Below are 19,923 nucleotides of genomic sequence, written 5' to 3' on the forward strand. Positions count from 1 at the left end.
TAATTACGTCAACTTAAAGTTGAAAATAAACATACAAGACCTGATAAAGTTGCTCAGTATTGATCTGCAACCCTACTAATTGTTGATATTGCCTCTCTAAAGAGTATCCCTTTTGAGGCACCTTTGCAATAAAATAGATATAAAGAAATTTCCATAGATCATGCGGATAGGACAAGTAGGTTAAAATCCACTTTTTATCGTCTATTTCTAAAGGATTCTTTTCTTGGTAAGCATCGAGCAGCTTATAGATGATATCTTCTTGAAATCCATTTCTTTGATAAACATGTGCAACCATCTTAGCCAAGTCATAAGCTGGAAGATCATAGATTGGTAAACCTAGATCAAAAATCCATCCCTCTTCAAATCGATCGATTCTAAATCGGTTCAGTTGGACATTTCCTAAGCACCATCCGGGTTCTTTTTCATTTCGAAAATAAGTTCGTTCCAACTTTTCAGACATTTCTATACTTCTTCTCATTTGTGCTTGTTGACTAGGGATATATTTTAATACAATGTCATCTAAGGGTGTTTTTCTTTGCTTTTGTGAGACAACCTTTTCTATTTGCATTAAATGTCCTAATCCCCGTTTAAAATGATGAGACCAAGGTTCAAACGTTTGGTTTGTCTTTATTTTCACCATCGCCTGATGAAACTCTGCTAATGTTTTCCCAATCGTTTTCATGTGTTCTGGGTTAGAGGAGACAGGGATTTTTCCTTCGATCCAATCTGTTAAAACAAATCCCTGATCCCCATTTAAAATATAGGGTTGCCCATCATTGGTTCTAATAAAGCGATCAATCTTTCGAAACCCTTCATACGCCAGAGATTCTCTAAATTGAAAAGCAAAATCTAGAGTTTCTACATCATTCCAAGTTCTTAATATTTTTGTTCCTCGGTTTGTTTTTAATTTATAGAAGGAGGAGTATTCTTCTATTTCCTCTACTTGTAGATTATAGTTTTTTAGAACATCATCTATTACAGGATAATCAATCATATCAAAAACTCCCTTTGTCTAACGGATCGGAAGAAAAAGAATCTGTCCTTCTTCTAATTCATCACTTTGCAAATGATTATGGTTCATTAAATCAGCAGTACGAAGCTGATATTTCTCTGCTATTTGTTCAAGTGTATCTTCCTTTTGTACAAAGTATATTTTTAACGTATATTTATTCTCTTCATTTCCTTTTAACAAACTAAAGAGCATATCTTTCGTTGATTGTTCTTCAGAATCTTCACCGATTTCTTCGGTTACCTCCTGTTCTACTTTCTCAATTGCTGGATTGATATCCGTTTCAACGTCTTCTGTATTTATCTTCTGCTTGGACTCTTCTTCCGTAATATTGGCTGCTAATTCCTTTTCTTCAATCACTTCTTCTGCCTTTTCTTCGACGACCTGTTCTTCTTTTATGACATTGGTTTCTTCCCTTTTCTCTTTTTTCAATAGGGAGTATAGCGGATTTGTTGAACTCTTCTGATCATGGTTAAATTCTCGATTTTTGCCTTGGATGCCTATCTTCATTGTAGGAGTAGGAAGAGGAGTCTCTACCGTCTCGACAGTTTCAATAGTTTCTGAATTTTCTGCAGTTTCATCTACTTTCTCATCTATCACTTCTTTTGCTTCAACCTCATCAACATTATCATCAACCGGATTTGCTTGAACTTGTTCTACTTCGGTTTCTTCTTCTTTCATGATATTGGCATCATTTTCGAAGGTAACATCCACAGGATATTCTGTTTCGAATTCTTCTGTCACATCGACTGGGGTCTCTTGTTTTGGATCAGGATGGACGCCTAGTAACTGAACCTGGGCAACGATCTCAATTTCTTGATCTGAAAGGACTTCATAATCAAAAAATTCTACCGTTACGAACACATCGTTTGGATCGTTTACTCTTTCATGTTGAATTTGAATTGAGATAGGGATTTGATATTGGAATGTATCAGCAATTTCATTTTCTGTAAAAAATGATCCATGATGAATAGCGTCTGCCTGATCTGCTTCTTCTTGCCAATTATTATCGAGTGGTTTTCTTTCAAATTCTCCATTTAATACCAAATGTCCTGTGATATCTATGTGATGTTTAGAATCATAAACTTTTACTATCGGATGTAATTCTAAACTAGATAGCGACTGAAAACTCTGATTTTCCTTAAAATGTTTTACCTTTTCCCTAATCTCAAATCTCATAAATGGTTGGTCTGTCAATTTACTCACCCCTTATAAAGGTCTTCTTCGATTAAATATATTTTAACTTCGTCCTTGTTATGACAAAAAAGTAGACCTAATCAGCCTACTTTAGAACTTACACGGTTATTTTTTTAAGAAACCTTTTTGCATTTTCAAGAAATTGTTGTAATAGAATGGGTGAAACACGTAAAACCTCTCCAGATTCTTGGAGAGGTTTTACCATTTATCATTTTATTATTTTATTATTATATTATTATTAGGCAGAAACAGGGTTGTTTTTCTTAAAGGTTTTATTGTAATATTGTCTGATGTATGGAAGTACCCAACGATCTAAACCAATTCTTCCAGAGTTAGCTCCACCAACTAATACGATGAAACCGAGAAGAGCCATCCAAGGGTTGGAAGAAACTGTACCAGCAAACATGAACATGAAGTTCATAAATACACCAAAGAACATTGCAGCTTGAGTTAAGCAACCAAGAATTAAACCAAGACCTACAAGGAATTCGCCATATTCAACTAAGAAACTGAAAAGTCCAACATTTGGTAAGGCAAATCCTTTAAGAAATGCAGTATAAGTAGGGTATACAACTGCATCATGACTTGTTACAGGATTTTCGATTGCTCTGTTTATTAATCCTGCTGCACTAAAAGGTTTTTCACCAGTAATCTTTCCCCAACCTGCAGTTAACCAATCGTAACCAAGGTATAAACGTAAAACTAAAAGACCAAAACTTGCATACAAATTTTCTCGTAACCACTTAAAAACCATATGATTCCTACCTCCTTAAATTATTATTATTTAATAAAGGGCCCTTACTACAAGATCATTATATTAAGTTCTTACAAATTTAAACATATCCTTATCACGTTTTTCATATTTTTGCAAAAAATTTATGACGTACTTGTGAATAAATATAAATGATACTAGTTTTTTCAATAAAGACGATATAAAATAATCTATACAACCCAAAAAGCACCTAGTTGACTGAGTCATTCAGTTCCTAGGTGCTTTCTCATTATAGGTTTATTGTTATTGAGGCAATATTACTTTCTGTATTGAAGTTTATATCTTTTGCATCTACTTCTTTACCGTTGATGATGAGTTTTAGATCGGGAGTTGCGTGATGAACCTTTAATGTCCAATGCTTCCATGTAGGTTGATAACCCGTTACAGAATTTTCAATCGTCAATTTGATGACATTTCCATTTGCTTGATAACGGATTTGTTTTTCTAGATATTCTCCTTTTTCATAAGCAAAGGTTTCACCATCATCATCATATAAAGTATAATGGGATTCCCCACTTTCTGTTTGATAAAGATGGATGGTCATATTCTTTTCTGGTACAGAAGTAGATTGTTTGATCGAACCGTGGCTAATCATTGTTCCTGCTTTAATAAAAATAGGTAATGTTTCAAGATTAGCCTCGACCAAGATATGTTTTCTACCTTCATAGATTTGATCTGTCCAATAGTCAACCCATGTACCCTCAGGTAAATAGACAACACGATGGTAGGTATCTGGTTTTATGATAGGGGCAATGATTACATTTTCTCCAATCATAAATTGATCAGATAAATTAAAAGTATGACGATCTTCTGGATATTCTATAAACAATGGTCTCATCACTGGAATTCCTGTTTTGCTTGTTTGTGCAAAAAGACTATATAAGTGTGGCAACCACTGGTAACGCAATTGAATATATTTCTTAATGATTTTTTCAATTTCTGGGCCAAATGACCATGGCTCTTGACGTGCAGTTCCAATGGCACTATGGTTACGGAAATAAGGAGTAAAAGCTCCTACTTGTGTCCAACGTGCAAGCAGTTCCCCAGTTGTATCATGGGCAAAACCACCTATGTCTGGTCCTGATAATGCAACGCCAGAAAGTCCTAGATTCATACACATTGGAATGGATAATGCTAGATGCTCCCAGAAACTACGATTATCCCCTGTCCATACGGCTGCATAACGTTGAACACCAGAGTAACCTGCTCGTGTTAATAAAAAAGGCCGTTTTCCATGAAGTAGATTTTTTATTCCATGATAAGTCGCTTCCCCCATTAATAAACCATAGAGATTGTGCATTTCCCGATGGGTTTTGGGATCACCATCATTCTCGTGAACAACGTTTACATCCATGGTTTTTGTTTCGTTAAATACAGCTGGTTCGTTCATATCATTCCATATACCTTCAATCCCTAAATCAGTATAGAAACGATGTTTTTCTCCCCACCATTTTCTTGTTTCTGATTTTGTGAAGTCAGGGAAAGCACTTTTTCCAGGCCAAACGTTTCCATAGAAAATATCGCCTTCAATATATTTAGAGAAATGGTTTTGGCGAATTCCTTCTTGATAAATGGAATACTCTGGATCCACTTTAACACCTGGATCAACAATCGGAACGATCCTCTTACCTACAGATTTTAAATCTTTCATCATTTTTTCTGGGTTAGGGAATCGATCGCGATCAAAGGTAAAGACACGATACTCATTCATATAATGAATATCCAAATAGACCGCATCTAAAGGAATCTCTTTTTTGATAAAGGAGTTCACTAATTCACGAACCTCTTGTTCACTTTCATAGCTGTATCGGGATTGATGGTAACCAATCACCCATTTAGCAGGTAATGGCATACGCCCTGTAATCCATGTATACTGTTCAAGAACCTGTTTTGGAGAAGGCCCTGCCATTACATAGTAATCGATTTGACCACCTTCAGCAGCAAAAGAGTATTCTTTCTCCTTTTTCATATCAAAGGTAGTTTTAAATGTATTATCAAAGAAGATTCCATGGGCTTTACCATTTCTTAATGTCATGAAATAAGGATGTGATTGATATAATGGATCGGTTTCTTGATTATGTGGTGCATAAACATCGGTATTCCACATTGTGAGTTTTTCTCCACGTTTGTCCAAGAATCCAGCTTTTTCACCAAAACCATAGAAATGGTCCTCAGGATCCATTTCTTTAAAGCAAATCACTTCTTTGCTTTCTTTAAAACCCATGCCTTTTTCTGATTCACTTACAAGTAATCTTCCTTCCTGATCATAGAAGTTAACACGGAATGGTGATTTTTGTATCATAACTTGAAGCTTTGAACTAGAAAGAGAAAAGCTGTCTTCTTTATCTTCAATTTTAACCTTTACTATTTCTGGTTCTGCAACTACTGCAAAACTACTTTTCATAGTTGGCTTATGAAATGGGTTCATCACAATACGAACAATATCATCACGATAGAACAAGATATTCACAAAACCTTGTTCACAAGTAAAACGGTATAGGTTATGCTCTTTGGCAAATTCTTTTAAATCACCAATATCATGGTATGGTGTATTTTCTAGTTTCTTTTTATTTCCCGGATGAATGGCGAAACTTGTATCTTGCATGACAGCCTCCTAGTGTTTTGAATATTTAACCGTTTACAAAGAAGTTGTGAAAACGATTGCACTACTATTATTATACTATTCAGATTCCATATGACAATACCTTTTTGCCCAAAAAAAGAAAAGTAGTATACATGTAATAAAACAACCACCATTAAAGGTGGCTGCGATCCCATTTTAGTTAGATGACTAACTGTTTTATCTAAATACCACATAATATCCTTTAAATTGAGCAAATATCTCTTCCCCATCACGAATGATTACATCTACTTCAATCCTTGCCTTCCCTAATTTTCTAAACGTATTTACGAACTTCTCTTTTTTTCTCTCATCTGTCAATTCACACTCAGCGACAAAATCTGTTTCGATAGGCTTTAAATATTGAATTGAACTTTTTTGTATTACAATATGTGCGTTCGGATCTATATCTAACATATTATTAAAAACCAAGGCCCACCCACATACTGTTGTTAAACTATTGATACTTCCCCCAAAAGCGGTTGATTTGTGATTGATGTTTGGTTTTAACTTCGCGCCAATCCTTACTTTATTTAGTTTAAATTCTTCGACTTTAAAACTCATCTCTTCAGTAATGGGAATCCGTTCATGTAGATAATTCTCAAATTCAGTCTCTAACATATTTTTTATATCAATCATAGGTACACCTCAATGCTAAAGGAATTATTTTTAAATATTATTATACAATAATTCCCTTGAACTACCTACAACTTATGAAATCAGAATCATATTTCAATGATCATAACTTGCGTAATCTAACTTTTTGTACCGAATGATCAGATCCTTTTTCAAGAATCAATCGGGCTCGTTGTTGGGTCGGATAGATATTCTCTCTCAGATTAATTTCATTGATTTCATGCCATACTTGTTCTGCAAAGTCATTTGCTTCCTGATCGGTTAATTCAGAATAGCGATGAAAAAAGGAGTTTTTATCTTTAAAAGCAGTTTGACGTAATAGCTGAAAACGTTCAAGATACCAGCTTTTGATGTATTCTTCTTCAGAGTGAACATAAATCGTAAAATCAAAAAAATCGGATATATGAAGCTGTGGTTTATGATCTAAACGGGTTTCTTTTGAAGTTTGCAAAACGTTCAAGCCTTCAACAATTAAGATATCCGGTTGATTCACGACATGATACTCATTAGGGATGATATTATAAGACAAGTGAGAATAGACAGGAGCAATTACCTCTGGTACACCTGATTTGACATCCCTTAGAAATGATATTAAACGGCGAGTATCATAGCTTTCTGGAAAACCCTTTCTATTCATGATCCCACGTTGCTCTAATAGCTCATTTGGGTATAAAAAACCATCTGTCGTAATTAAATCTACTTTGGGATGATTTGGCCATCGTGCAAGTAGTGCTTGAATAATCCGAGCTGTTGTACTTTTGCCAACCGCAACACTGCCAGCGATCCCAATAATATAAGGAACTTTCCTAGATATAGAACCAAGAAAGGTTTGGGTCACTTCAAAAAGACTTTGAGTTCCAGCTACATACAAGTTTAAAAGTCTTGAAAGAGGAAGATAGATTTTACACACTTCTTCTAATGAAATGCGTTCATTGATACTATGAAGATTATTCAAGTCATCTTCAGTAAGCGTGAGTGGAGTAGAGAGCTTTAGAGCAGCCCATTCCTCACGATCAAAAGAAAGATAAGGTGAAAATGTTTGATGATCCATTTATTTCAACTCCTACCTCAACGCCTTTAATGCTTTATATTGTACTTCTAATGTTCTTTCAATATCTTCATCTGTATGGACAGTAGACATGAACAAGCCTTCAAATTGAGATGGTGGAAGATGGATGCCATGATCAAGCATATAACCGTGATAATGTTTAAAGTATTCTAAATTAGAGGTTTTGGCTGTTTCAAAGTTAACGACTTGCTCACCTGTGAAGAAAAAGCCGATCATTGCTCCTACTTGGTTGATATGATGAGGAATGTCTAGTTCCTTCGCATTTTTACCTAAACCTTCTGCTAGAAGTTTAGACTTGCGCTCTAATTCATCATAAACACCTGGCTGTTGTAAAAGTCTAAGTGTGGAAAGGCCTGCAGCCATGGCCACAGGGTTGCCTGATAAAGTCCCTGCTTGATAGATTTTCCCTACTGGAGCGATGTTCTCCATGATCTCCCTTTTTCCACCATAGGCACCAACGGGTAAGCCTCCGCCGATCACTTTGCCTAAGGTTGTTAAATCAGGAGTGACACCGAAGCGACCTTGAGCACTATTTGGTCCTACTCGGAAGCCAGTCATAACTTCATCGAATATAAGAAGGGTTCCATATTGTTTCGTGATTTCCCGTAATCCTTCCAAAAAGCCTGGTTTTGGTGGAACCACTCCCATATTACCTGCTACAGGCTCTACAATTAAAGCAGCTATATCTTCGCCGAACTTTTCAAAGGCTATACGAACACCATCCATATCATTGTAAGGAACAGTAATTGTTTGAGAAGCAATACTTTGAGGAACACCAGGACTATCTGGTAAACCTAAAGTGGCAATTCCAGATCCTGCCTTGATCAATAAACTATCACTATGCCCATGATAGCTTCCTTCAAATTTCAAAATTTTACTTCTTCCTGTATATCCTCTTGCTAAACGGATGGCACTCATCGTTGCTTCCGTACCAGAGTTGACCATTCTCACGATTTCAATAGATGGAACCGTTTTGATTATAAGTTTTGCAATCTCTGATTCTAGTTCGGTAGGGGTACCAAAGCTTGTTCCTTTGACAAGGGTTTGTTGAACAAGATCGATCACTTCTGGATGGGCATGACCCACTATCAATGGTCCCCAAGAGAGGACATAATCAATATATTCATTACCGTCTACATCATATAGTTTGGAACCTATTCCATGATCCATATAGACAGGGTTTCGATCTACATTTTTAAATGCTCTTACAGGACTATTTACTCCCCCAGGCAACAGTTCTTTTGCCTCCGCAAATAGTTTGATAGATTTCTGATAACGATCCATCTTCCTTACCCCTTTATTCCGAATTGTTCTATGACTTGATTTTCCCATTCTTCCATTTCTGGTGTAAAATATTTTACCCTTGTTTTCTTGTATTCCTTAGTAGAGTAAAGCACGGCTCTTTTCGTTATGCCTGTTTCTTTAGACATGAGACTAAGTATTTCCTCCACTTCTTCTACATTACGACCATGTACCATGGTGAAGATATTATAAGGCCAATCTTCATACGTAGGACGTAAATAGCAATGACTGACAGCTTGATAAGCAGCAAAATTCGTTCCGATCTCTTCTGTCTTGTCTTCAGGTACTTGCCATACACCCATGCCGTTTGCTGTAAAACCTGCTTTACGGTGGTGCAAGACCGCCGCAAAACGACGCATTTGTCCTTTTTCTTTAAACTCCTTCATCGCTGTAAATAATTCATCAAGATTAACCCCTGCTTCTTCTGCAAAGGCATCAAAAGGTCTAGCAATGATCGGTAAATCTTTTTGTAAAACTCGAACCAATGCAATCTCTTTTTCCGATAAGGCTTGAGAGGTTTGTCGCTTTTTTTCACTGTAAACTGGGGATTCCGTTTTACTTTTTGTCTCTTTCCCTGTTAAATCCAATTGCACACCAATTTTATAAAGCTTAAGAGTTGGCAAAATGCGAATAGATTCTACATCTGCCATCTCACCCAATAATTCTACTGTTTTTTCTAATCCTAATTTACTGTTTGGAGGAACAGCAATGGTAAACCAAAGATTAAAGTCATGATTGCGTTTATAGTTATGAGTCACACCAGGATGTTGATTGATAATTGCTGCCGCTTGGTCAAGGTGTTCTGGGGCAATCTTCGCAGCCACCAAACTCGATTGATAGCCTAAGCTTCTGGTATCAAAAATAGCAGAGATTTGGCGAATCACCGTTCCCTTCAAAGCTTGAAGGCGTTCAATCACTTCTTGTTCTGAAAGCTTCAAATCCTCTGCCATAACGAGAAAAGGACGTTCTTGCAAAGGAAAATCTTTTTGAATTCGGTTTAATAGCTCCTGATTGATTGGATCCATCTGCTCTACACTCATTTTCATTCCTCCTTTAACCATTTGGCTACATCTTTTGCAAAGTATGTGATGATGATATCTGCACCAGCACGTTTCATCCCTGTTAACATTTCTAATACGATTTTCTTTTCATCAATCCAGCCATTTTGAGCTGCCGCCTTAATCATGGCATATTCTCCACTCACATTGTAGGCTGCTAGGGGTAGATTATATTGCTGCTTCACTTGATAAATAATATCCATGTAAGCTAAAGCAGGTTTAACCATCAGGATATCTGCCCCTTCTACCACATCAGAATAGGCTTCTCTTAAAGCCTCTCTTCCATTGGCAGGATCCATTTGGTAGGTTTTGCGATCCCCAAATTGTGGTGCAGAATGAGCTGCATCGCGAAATGGTCCGTAAAAGGAAGAAGCATATTTTACTGCATAAGACATAATCGGTACATCCTCAAACCCTGCTTCATCCAATCCTTTACGAATGACTGCAACAAAACCATCCATCATATTGGATGGAGCAATCATATCTGCGCCTGCTCTAGCTTGAGAAATAGCGGTTCTTGCCAATAGATCTAAAGATGGGTCATTCAATACCTTGCCCTCATGAATGACACCACAATGACCATGGTCGGTAAATTCACATAAGCAAGTATCGGCAATAACTAAAAGTTCAGGGGCGATTTGTTTGATCATACGTATCGCTTCTTGAACAATTCCATGGTCGTGATATGCACCACTTCCAACTTCATCTTTACTTTCTGGGATACCAAATAGAATAACGCCTTGGATCCCAAGCTCCACAATTTCCTTAATCTCTTGCTCTAATTGATCTAAAGAAAGCTGAAATACTCCAGGCATGGAAGAAATCTCATTTCTTACGTTATGACCATGAATGACAAATAAAGGATATATTAAATCATGTACGTGTAGATGATGTTCTCTAAACAAATTTCGGATTGCGGGATTTTGTCTTAATCTGCGATGACGAGTAAATTGTAAATCCATATCTGCCTCTCCTTCCCTAACTCTCTCTACTTTGATTTTGAAATAGCTTTAATTAATCCAGGAATGGTATATTCTGAAGCTGTAATATCTATGTTTAAGCCCAATTGTTGAGCGGTATTTGTCGTAATCGGTCCGATACTAGCTAAGGTAACCCCTTCTAACAATTTTTCTAAAGATTCGCCCTGAAGAGCCTCATAAAAATTCTTAACGGTAGATGAGCTAGTAAAGGTAATGATTTGAATCTGCTTCTCTTTTAGCATCTCAATGATTTCATCTTTGTTTTCCGCATCAATCACCGTTTCATATGCATTGATTTCTACTACTTCTAATCCTTTTTCCTTTAGTTGATCAGGTAGGATCTTTCGAGCAATATCTGCACGAGGAAGTAATACCTTTTGTCCAACCTTTAATTCGCCTGCCAAAGCATCAAGAAGCCCTTCTGCACGAAACTCCTGTGGTAGCACATCAACAATCAGACCTTTTTCTTCTAAAAATGTTGCAGTTTTTGGGCCAATGGCAGCTATCCGCGCCTTTGCCATTTTACGAATATCAATACGTTGTTCTTTTAACGTTTGGAAAAAGGATTGAACTCCGTTGACACTGGTAAACATGATCCAATCATATTGGTCTAACTGTTGAAAAGCCTGTTGATATTCCTTTGTATGCTTTGGTGGAACAATTTTGATGACAGGGAATTCGACAGTTTCTCCGCCTAATTCTTCAATTAAGGCAGATAATTCACTTGCTTGATTTCTAGCTCTAGTAACAAGGACTCTTTTTCCAAAAAGAGGCTTTTTCTCAAACCAAGCTAAATGCTCTCGTAATTTTACCACTTCACCAATAATAATGATCGCTGGAGAAGTAAGTTTTGTTTCTTCTACCACCTGTACGATATTTTCTAATGTTCCAGTAACCGTTTTTTGCTCCACTCTCGTTCCCATTCGAACAAGTGCAACAGGAGTACTTGAATCTCGGCCGTTTTCGATTAACTTATCACGAATCAGTTTTAAGTTAGAAACTCCCATGAGGAAAATCAAAGTACCAGTAGCAGTTGCAAGTTTTTCCCAGTTGATATTGGATTCATTTTTAGTTGGATCCTCATGTCCTGTTACAATAGCAATCGATGAGGTAAAATCGCGATGGGTGACAGGAATGCCTGCATAAGCAGGGACAGCAATTGCCGAAGTAATTCCAGGTACAATTTCAAAGGAAATCCCATGTTCAGCTAATAAAAGAGCCTCTTCTCCTACTCGACCGAAAATCGTAGGGTCGCCACCCTTTAGTCTGGTGACCAGTTTTCCTTCTAAGGCTAACTGAACAAGGAGTTGATTGATCTCTTCTTGTTGCAGAGTATGACGATTTGGAGATTTGCCTACATAGATTTTTTCCGCATCCCTTCTCCCATACTTTAACAGGGAAGGATGGGCCAAACGATCATATACAATCACATCTGCTTTTTGAATCGCTTCTAGGCCTTTCACTGTGATTAATTTGGGATCTCCTGGTCCAGCACCCACTAAAAATACTTTCCCTACCTTCATTATCTCCCCTCCTTCACCTCTGCTAATATTTGATCTGCTCCTTGTTGTAAAAGTTGGTTAGCTACCTTAATTCCTAAAGAAACAGCTTCTTCCTTTGAACCAGTTACTTCTGCTTTAAGAATACGCTTGCCATCTACTGCGGCAACCATTCCAACTAAATGAATTTGATCGTTTTGCCATCTCGCATAAGCTCCAATTGGAATCTGACAGCCCCCTTGTAAATGATGTAGTAACGCCCTTTCAGCTGAAATGATCATTCTTGTCTCTTGATCATCGATGGATTGTAACATTTGTATGGTTTCTTGGTCATTCTCTCTCACTTGAATGCCAAGGGCTCCTTGACCAACTGCAGGAAGACAAAGATCCACGTCTAGATATTGCGTAATCCGATCCTGCCAATTCATTCGTTTAAGGCCAGCAGCCGCTAAAATAATTGCATTCAGTCCATCAGTTTCTAATTTTGACAGTCTGGTGTTAACATTTCCTCTGATGGACTCAATCTTTAGGTCAGGACGATAGGCAACAATTTGAGCAGCTCTGCGTAAACTACTTGTTCCCACTTTAGCACCTATTGGCAATGTTTCTATAGTATAATCTTGGTTTGAAATAAGGCAGTCCCTTGGGTCTTCCCTTTCCGGTACTGCACCAATCGTTAACCCTTCTGCCATTTCAGCAGGCATATCCTTCATACTATGTACGGCAAAATCAATCTCTCCATCTAACAAAGCTTGCTCAATCTCTTTCACAAATAGTCCTTTGCCACCTACTTTTGAAAGGGTAACATCAAGAATTTTGTCCCCTTTCGTAACGATCTCTTTAATCTCAAACCTTATATTAGGATAAAGTTTTTTTAGCTTTTCGATCACCCATTCCGTTTGTGTTAAAGCTAACTGACTTTTTCGTGATCCAACGACGAATGTATTCTTCACGATAACAATTCCCTTTCCTTATTGATATTCTCTTTTATGGTTTCTTTGATCTTTAGAATCAGCAAGTCTTTACTTTCCCCTTTCTCGATCCTACATAAAAAGTCTGGTTCAAGTAAATATTCAAATAAGTTTTTCCGTTCTTCGTTTGTCAAACCCTGCTGTAAAATCCATTCTCTCATTTCTGCCAAGAAAGTTGTATACTCTTCGTATTCCACCCCGTATTGCTTTTCCAATTCTTGGCGGATCTTTTTTGCTAGTCCAGGGCTTGACCCACTAGTGGAAACCGCTATTTGTAAATGTCCTCGATCTATCATAGCTGGAACGATAAAGGTAGATAATTCTGGATCATCTACAATATTAACCCATTGGTACTGATGATCGATCTCTTGATAAATTTGTTGGTTTAATTCCTTTTGATCCGTAGCAACCACGATGATCGAATAACCCTTTACATCTTGACGTTTATATCCACGCTTTTCCCAGGAAATACGATTTTCCTGTACCAATGTCTCTAACAAAGGTGTAATTACCGGGCTGATTAATTTCACTTTTGCATTCGCTTTTAAAAGGGATAGAATCTTTCGTTCTGCTACCCTTCCTCCACCAATCACGAGACAAGGACGATTTGTAAGATTTACCATCATGGCGTAATAACGATTCATGGTCACAACCCTCCTAAAACCAACGGTGAAAAGAAACAAAGAGGTTGGAGATTGTAAAATTGATGATCAGCATCACAAAGCTCATCAAATTCCAGATGGCTAATTGTTTCATCATCCATCTTCTTTTTTGCCGATTAAAAATAAATAAACCATACATCAATAAAATAAAAAAAGAGGTTAATACTTTTGCATCTACAAAAATTTTCCAACCAAAAAGAACTCCTGCCCAAATCGATCCAAATGTCAATCCTAATAGCAATAATGGTGCTCCAATTAGATTAGATAGATAAGCATTACGATCTAAGCTTTCCAAACTAGGAAGTCCTTTTGAAAACCGATGCCAAATCTTCCTTTTTATTAAATATTCTTGTAGAATATACATCAAAGAAAAGATGGCAGAGATTGAAAAAGCGCCATAACTGATAATAGAAAAGATAATATGAATAAATAATAAATTAGAGATAAAAGAATCACTTAATTGGGGTGATGTTTCTCCAATCAACAACGCTCCCATCAGCATTATCATAGCAATCAATGTCATCACCATCTCAAACCATTCCCACTCGAAAAAGGAATGAGTGATTACAGTCAATAAAATAAGAAGTAATGAATAAAAAAAGAAAATATCAAAAAATGTAATAATTGGAAAGTATTGTTCAGATAACATTTTAAAACTAAAGACGAAGACTTGGATTATATTACCCGCTAAGATAAACCGATAAGACCATGGTGAAATACGAGTAACTCCTTTGATGATTGACATAAAGTAAAAACAGAAGCTAGTCGTATAAAGAAGAATGAGAATAAAAATCACGGTACTCATACTTATGACCTACTTCTTATCGTTATATATGTTGCAGTAGGTTCCTCATTCATTTTATCCTTCTCTATTTCTACCTTTAAATCAAAGATTTTACAAAAAACTTTCATCATCTCTTCTGCATTTGATTCAACAGCCATTTCTTTCACCCTCATAATCGGGTCTTTTAGCATTTGGTTGACAATACTTTTGGTATGTTTTCGAATGATCGTTTTCTCTCGCTCAGATAAATGTGGTAACTTATTTTCAATCGATTTCATCGTTTCTTCTTGTATTTTGAAGCTTTTTTCTCTTAATGCAGCAATTAATGGAATCACACCTAGTGTATTGATCCATTGGTAAAACTTATAGACTTCTTCATCGATCCATTCTTCTATTTGTGTAGCAATTCTTTGTCTTTCTTTTAAATTGGCATCAACAAGACCCTGTAAATCATCAATGTCAAATAAGTAAACCCCATCTAATTGGTTAATCTCTGGGTCAAGATCTCTTGGAACCGCAATATCGATCATGAAAATTGGTCTATTTTTACGCTCATGGATAATCTTTTCTACTTCGGTTTTATTCAAAATAAATGAATCTGCTCCGGTAGAGCTAATTACGATATCTGCTTTATTTAACGCCAATGGTAACTGTTCCAGTGTATAGGCTGTTCCATGAAAGGGTTCTGCCAATGCAGAGGCATGTTCATAGGTACGGTTGACAACCATCACTTGCTTTACACCCTGAGCATGAAAATGAATCGCCGTCAACTCACTCATTTCACCTGCTCCAATAATGAGGATCGCTTTGTCATCTAAACGGGAAAAGATTTTTTTGGTTAATTCAACTGCAGCATAACTCACGGATACAGCGCTTTCACCTAAACCTGTCTCCGTATGAACTTTTTTGCCAAAGGTAATCGCCTGTTTAAATAAGGTATTAAAAATTGTTCCTGTTCCCTGCGCTTTTTGCGCAAAAAGAAAAGCTTCACGGATTTGCCCTAAAATTTGTGTTTCTCCTAATACCATGGAATCTAAACCCGTAATGACCCGGAATAAATGTTCAGTGGCCTCCGCCTCCTTTTTTACGTAAAGAAAAGGAACGAATTCTTCTTTGGGAATGGCAAACCATTCGGCTAAAAATTTTTTAATGAAATGTTCCCCTGTATGAACTTGATCGACAACAGCATAAATCTCCATTCGGTTACATGTACCAACAATGACTGCTTCTAATACACTTTTTGTCTTTTTTAATTTATCTAAAGCTTCAGCTAAATCTTCTTCTGTAAAGGTAAATTTCTCTCTAATCTCTACAGGGGTAGTTCGGTAATTGAGTCCAACAACCATTACCAACATATGATTTCCCCCTCCCCCAATAAAAGTTTCTCATCATAGCAAAACCTTATGTTTAATTATACCATTGAAGGATGTTTTCATCACTTTTTTTTTGAACCATTTTCTTATTTAAATCATATGATACCAGTGAATTAGGCAAATGCGGAGGTGTCATATGTTTAAGAAAATTTTAAAAATCAGTTTGATCGTCATCGTTCTATTTTCCCTAACCTTTACTATAGCGTGTTCCAATACAAAAAGCAGTGATGCAAATCATAAAGTTAGGTTATTTGAGGTTACGCATTCCATCTTTTACACTCCTCTTTATGTCGCCATGGAAAAAGGTTTTTTTAAAGATCAAGGATTAGATGTAGAATTAACCAATGCCAATGGTGGGGATAAGACAATGACCGCTCTAGTTAGTGGAAGTGCAGATGTGATTTTGGTTGGAACAGAAACCACAATTTATGTGTATAGTCAAAACCCCAAAGATCCTGCGATCAACTTTGCTCAATTAACACAAACAGACGGTTCCTTCTTAGTCTCTAGAGAACCAATCAAAAATTTCACTTGGGATATGCTTAAAGGCAAAACCCTCCTTGGCCAAAGAAAAGGCGGGATGCCTGAAATGGTCAGTGAATATGTACAGCATTTAAATGGGGTTGAGCCTAAAGTAGATAATGAGATCATTCAGAACATAGATTATGCTAATTTAGGAAGTGCCTTTGTATCTGGTACAGGTGATTTTGTTCAACTTTTTGAACCCATTGCTTCGAAAATTGAATTAGAAGGAAAAGGTCATGTAGTGGCTTCCTTTGGACATGGAAGTGGAAAACTTCCATATACCGTATTTATTACAAAACAAAGTTTGATCGATAAAAATCCAGAGATCGTGCAGAAATTCGCCAATGCAATCTATATGGCACAACAATGGGTAAACGAAGCTTCTTTAGAAGATATCGCCGATGCAATTACCCCCCAATTCCAAGACTTTAATCGAGACGTGATGTTAAAAGTATTAGACCGTTATCGTTCCCAAGGTTCCTGGGCCACTGATCCCATTGTGGATGAAGAGGAATATCGTAATTTAGAAAAAGTAATGGAATATGCTGGAGAACTTAAAGAAAAGATTCCTTACGAAGCGATTGTGAATACAGAATTTGCGAAGAAAGCGATGGAACAGTAATTATAAAGGTTACCGTACCCTTCTATGAATAAAAAACAAGGTAAAAAGGGTACTCCTGAAAGTCGCTGCTTATGGGATATACAAACCCCTAAATGATAAATAGAAGAAAGGCGTTCAAATTTCGATATTTGATACGCCTTTTCGTTTGTAGTTCATTTAACCTAACAAAGCACTTACTGTATATGCACCAGGGCCAATCAATGCAACGCCAATGGCTACTGCAATCAAAATAAAATTGTATTCAAAACCGTTTGCTGTAGCCCAATAACCATTTTTACCGTGAACTGTAAAGATTGCGACTAACATCGTAATGACAATAAGTAAAGCTGCAAAGGGAATATATAAACCAAATGTAAATAAGAGTCCACCAACCAATTCACTTATACCTGCAGCAAATGCCATCAACACGCCTGGTTTCACACCAATCGATTCCATCCAACCTCCAGTTCCCTTTAATCCGTATCCTCCAAACCAACCAAAAAGTTTTTGAGAACCATGACCTGCAAATGTTAGTCCAACCACTAAACGAATAATAAGTAAACCTAAATTCATTTTTCTCATCTCCTTTAATTTGTAAAATTCATTTAAAAAAGTTATCAGCTAACTTTATGTAAGTAATGATAGATCAGTTACTTACTTTTGTCAAGTATATATGTTAAAATTATTTTTAAGGAGATGGTGATGATGGAAAATTTACATTTATGCCCAAAATTCGAATTTGCCTTTGAACTTTTAGGAAAACGTTGGACAGGTTTAATTATTCGTGTTCTCCTTCATGGAGCAAAAAGATTTAAAGATATATCCGAAGTCATTCCCAATATGAGTGATAAGATGCTTGTGGATCGTTTAAAACAATTAGAAGAAGCAGGAATCATTGTTCGAAAAGTTTATCCTGAGACCCCTGTTCGCATTGAATATGAATTGACCGAAAAAGGAAAAGCTCTAGAATCGGTTATGGATGAGGTTCAAAAATGGGCTGATACTTGGATCAAATAGACAACGGAGCCATTTGTAGCTCCGTTTTTAAATGACTATTTCATATGAATAAAGGTCTCAATATCTTGCTCAACTAATTTAAGGGAATTTCGCCAAAATTCTGGGGAACGAACATCAATCCCCATCGTTTTTGTGATATCTGCTACGTTCATTTTTCCTGTAACAGAAAGAAGTTTGTCATACTCAGGAACAAAATCTGCTCCCCTCTTTAAATATTCTGCATAAAGACCCTTAGCAAAAAGCATCCCAAAAGCATAAGGGAAATTATAGAAATGGCGCTCTGGGAAATAGTAATGAGGCTTACAAACCCACATGTACGGATGTAAAAAATCAGGTTCTAATCCATCTCCATAAGCTTCTTTTTGGGCATTTAACATGATTTCTTTTAGTTCATTCACTGATAGAGAGGCTTCTTTTCTACGCTTAAAGACTTCACTCTCAAATAAAAAGCGACTATAAATATCTACAATGACTTGGCCAGCATCAGATAGTTCATTCTCTAATATCGCAAAAGCTTCCTCTGGTTCCGCCTCTTGAAGAGCAGCATTTTTTACAATCGTTTCACAAAAAATTGAAGCCGTTTCGGCAATTGGCATTGGATAGTGGCTATTCAAAAAGGTTTGATCCATTAAACATGATCCATGGTAGCCATGTCCAAGTTCATGTGCCAAAGTCGTTACATCACTAAAGCTTCCTGTAAAGTTAGACAAGATCCTACTTTGCTTAATCACATGTAAATTAGAACAAAAGGCCCCGCCTCTTTTCCCTTCTCTTGGTTCTGCATCAATCCAATGTTCTGCAAAGGCACGATCAGCAAAATTTGCAAGTTTATCGCTAAAAGTTCTGAAATTCTTTACAATAAACTCTCTTGCCTCATCATACGTATATTTCATATCTACTTCACCCATTGGAGCAAACAATTCATAAAAGGGTAATCCGTTTTTATAGCCTAATAATTCTGCTTTTTTACGGAAAAATTTATGAAAAGAAGGTAAGCTTTCTCTCATCGCTGTTAACATAGCATCTAAGATTTCTTGATCCATTCTTGAATCTAATAAGGTTTTTTCCAAGGGGGATTGATACCCTCTTTTTTCACTAATGGTTATAAATTCTCCTTTGATTCCATTTAAAGAAGCAGCAGAAGATTCTTCAATTTTTTTGTAAGATTTTAATTCTGCCTCATAAGCCATCTTTCTAACTTGAGGATCACTATCGTAGGCCATATTTCGAACAACAGGTAACGGTAGTTGTTTTTCCTCGTCATTTACAGTGATCTCTACTAATAAGGTAGAGGTTAATAACTCTTGTAATTTTGCCCATGCTTTTGAACCTGTATTTTTCATTTTGGCAAGAATGACTTCTTCTTGCTCACTAAGGAGATATTGATTTTTATTCGCTTGCTCTAAAAGATAAAATCGGTGTTCTTTTAAAATTTCTGAAGATGAAATCAGCTGATCTAGATTGTTAAGAGAACCTAACCATTTCTGAAATTGAACAGTAGGTTCTGCCAATTCTGTACTCATCGTTTCTAACTTCTCCAGAGTCTTTAAAGCCTTCTCATTTTTAGCCTCAACACTAAGCGTTAGTTGCGCAAAACTTTGTAAACGGCTATATAAATGTAAAAAATCATTTTGAGTTGTAATGTATTTTTCAAGCTTTTTCACGGGTTCTTCTTGATTTGATAAATTGATTTTTGTCCATTTTTTAATCTGGCGAATCCCTTCTGTGCATTTTGTCAGATCTTGTTTAAATGCATCTGAATCAAATGATGGATATAAAGCATCTAGACTCCATCTCATTTTCATAGATTCATCCTCCTTTTTTGATTACACCTTAAGATTATTTCCA

Annotated in this window: 18 protein-coding genes; 2 read left to right on the top strand and 16 right to left on the bottom strand. The window is 36.5% G+C overall.

The genetic code is table 11. The features are described from left to right. Window positions 1–13: 13 nt before the first annotated feature. From BEN26_RS04240 to hemA, 14 genes are all read right to left on the bottom strand, one after another. Window positions 14–994, bottom strand: coding sequence for a phosphotransferase (locus BEN26_RS04240; RefSeq protein ID WP_069797323.1), 981 nt, complete (start codon window positions 992–994; stop codon window positions 14–16). An 18-nt stretch (window positions 995–1,012) separates the two neighbouring features. After that, on the bottom strand, window positions 1,013–2,206 hold the full coding sequence (locus tag BEN26_RS04245; protein WP_069797324.1) for a LysM peptidoglycan-binding domain-containing protein: 1,194 nt from the start codon (window positions 2,204–2,206) through the stop codon (window positions 1,013–1,015). Between the two features lie 238 nt (window positions 2,207–2,444). After that, on the bottom strand, window positions 2,445–2,960 hold the full coding sequence (locus BEN26_RS04250; RefSeq protein WP_068723044.1) for a DoxX family protein: 516 nt from the start codon (window positions 2,958–2,960) through the stop codon (window positions 2,445–2,447). A 247-nt stretch (window positions 2,961–3,207) separates the two neighbouring features. After that, window positions 3,208–5,583, bottom strand: coding sequence for a glycoside hydrolase family 31 protein (locus BEN26_RS04255; protein ID WP_069797326.1), 2,376 nt, complete (start codon window positions 5,581–5,583; stop codon window positions 3,208–3,210). Between the two features lie 195 nt (window positions 5,584–5,778). Next, window positions 5,779–6,237, bottom strand: coding sequence for a YiiD C-terminal domain-containing protein (locus BEN26_RS04260; RefSeq protein ID WP_220126407.1), 459 nt, complete (start codon window positions 6,235–6,237; stop codon window positions 5,779–5,781). Window positions 6,238–6,337: 100 nt separating this feature from the next. Then, window positions 6,338–7,285 (bottom strand): type I pantothenate kinase, encoded by a 948-nt coding sequence (gene coaA / locus BEN26_RS04265; RefSeq protein WP_069797328.1) that lies wholly within the window; start codon window positions 7,283–7,285, stop codon window positions 6,338–6,340. A 12-nt stretch (window positions 7,286–7,297) separates the two neighbouring features. Then, window positions 7,298–8,587 (bottom strand): glutamate-1-semialdehyde 2,1-aminomutase, encoded by a 1,290-nt coding sequence (gene hemL, locus BEN26_RS04270; protein WP_069797330.1) that lies wholly within the window; start codon window positions 8,585–8,587, stop codon window positions 7,298–7,300. Window positions 8,588–8,592: 5 nt separating this feature from the next. Then, window positions 8,593–9,645, bottom strand: a complete 1,053-nt coding sequence (gene ahbA / locus BEN26_RS04275) for a siroheme decarboxylase subunit alpha (RefSeq protein WP_069797332.1) — start codon at window positions 9,643–9,645, stop codon at window positions 8,593–8,595. A 2-nt stretch (window positions 9,646–9,647) separates the two neighbouring features. After that, window positions 9,648–10,625: a porphobilinogen synthase gene (gene hemB / locus BEN26_RS04280; RefSeq protein WP_069797334.1), complete on the bottom strand. Its 978-nt coding sequence runs from the start codon at window positions 10,623–10,625 to the stop codon at window positions 9,648–9,650. Between the two features lie 26 nt (window positions 10,626–10,651). Continuing rightward, a complete protein-coding gene (cobA, locus tag BEN26_RS04285; RefSeq protein WP_069797336.1) occupies window positions 10,652–12,166 on the bottom strand; it encodes a uroporphyrinogen-III C-methyltransferase in 1,515 nt (504 codons plus the stop codon). Then, window positions 12,166–13,095: a hydroxymethylbilane synthase gene (gene hemC, locus BEN26_RS04290; RefSeq protein WP_069797338.1), complete on the bottom strand. Its 930-nt coding sequence runs from the start codon at window positions 13,093–13,095 to the stop codon at window positions 12,166–12,168. Before hemC ends, cobA begins: the two co-directional genes overlap by 1 nt. Further along, the gene (locus BEN26_RS04295) at window positions 13,092–13,757 is read right to left on the bottom strand and encodes a precorrin-2 dehydrogenase/sirohydrochlorin ferrochelatase family protein (protein WP_069797340.1); all 666 of its coding nucleotides are present in this window, start codon (window positions 13,755–13,757) and stop codon (window positions 13,092–13,094) included. Before BEN26_RS04295 ends, hemC begins: the two co-directional genes overlap by 4 nt. Before the next feature lie 13 nt (window positions 13,758–13,770). After that, on the bottom strand, window positions 13,771–14,580 hold the full coding sequence (gene ccsA / locus BEN26_RS04300; protein ID WP_069797342.1) for a cytochrome c biogenesis protein CcsA: 810 nt from the start codon (window positions 14,578–14,580) through the stop codon (window positions 13,771–13,773). Between the two features lie 2 nt (window positions 14,581–14,582). Then, complete coding sequence (gene hemA / locus BEN26_RS04305; protein ID WP_069797344.1) at window positions 14,583–15,914, bottom strand: glutamyl-tRNA reductase; 1,332 nt, start codon at window positions 15,912–15,914, stop codon at window positions 14,583–14,585. Between the two features lie 154 nt (window positions 15,915–16,068). On the opposite strand from hemA, the gene BEN26_RS04310 reads away from it, so the two are divergent. Further along, on the top strand, window positions 16,069–17,079 hold the full coding sequence (locus BEN26_RS04310; RefSeq protein ID WP_084818681.1) for an ABC transporter substrate-binding protein: 1,011 nt from the start codon (window positions 16,069–16,071) through the stop codon (window positions 17,077–17,079). Window positions 17,080–17,235: 156 nt separating this feature from the next. Here BEN26_RS04310 and BEN26_RS04315 read toward each other — a convergent pair whose 3' ends face one another. Continuing rightward, complete coding sequence (locus BEN26_RS04315; RefSeq protein ID WP_069797346.1) at window positions 17,236–17,631, bottom strand: DoxX family protein; 396 nt, start codon at window positions 17,629–17,631, stop codon at window positions 17,236–17,238. A gap of 132 nt (window positions 17,632–17,763) precedes the next feature. Between BEN26_RS04315 and BEN26_RS04320 the strand changes: the two genes are divergently transcribed. Next, window positions 17,764–18,075: a winged helix-turn-helix transcriptional regulator gene (locus BEN26_RS04320; RefSeq protein WP_068723017.1), complete on the top strand. Its 312-nt coding sequence runs from the start codon at window positions 17,764–17,766 to the stop codon at window positions 18,073–18,075. A 35-nt stretch (window positions 18,076–18,110) separates the two neighbouring features. On the opposite strand, the gene BEN26_RS04325 is transcribed toward BEN26_RS04320, so the two are convergent. After that, window positions 18,111–19,880, bottom strand: coding sequence for a M3 family oligoendopeptidase (locus tag BEN26_RS04325; protein WP_069797348.1), 1,770 nt, complete (start codon window positions 19,878–19,880; stop codon window positions 18,111–18,113). Between the last annotated feature and the right edge of the window lie 43 nt (window positions 19,881–19,923).

Origin of the sequence: Tepidibacillus sp. HK-1, from assembly GCF_001748485.2 — a bacterium.
Taxonomy (GTDB): Bacteria; Bacillota; Bacilli; order Tepidibacillales; family Tepidibacillaceae; genus Tepidibacillus_B; species Tepidibacillus_B infernus.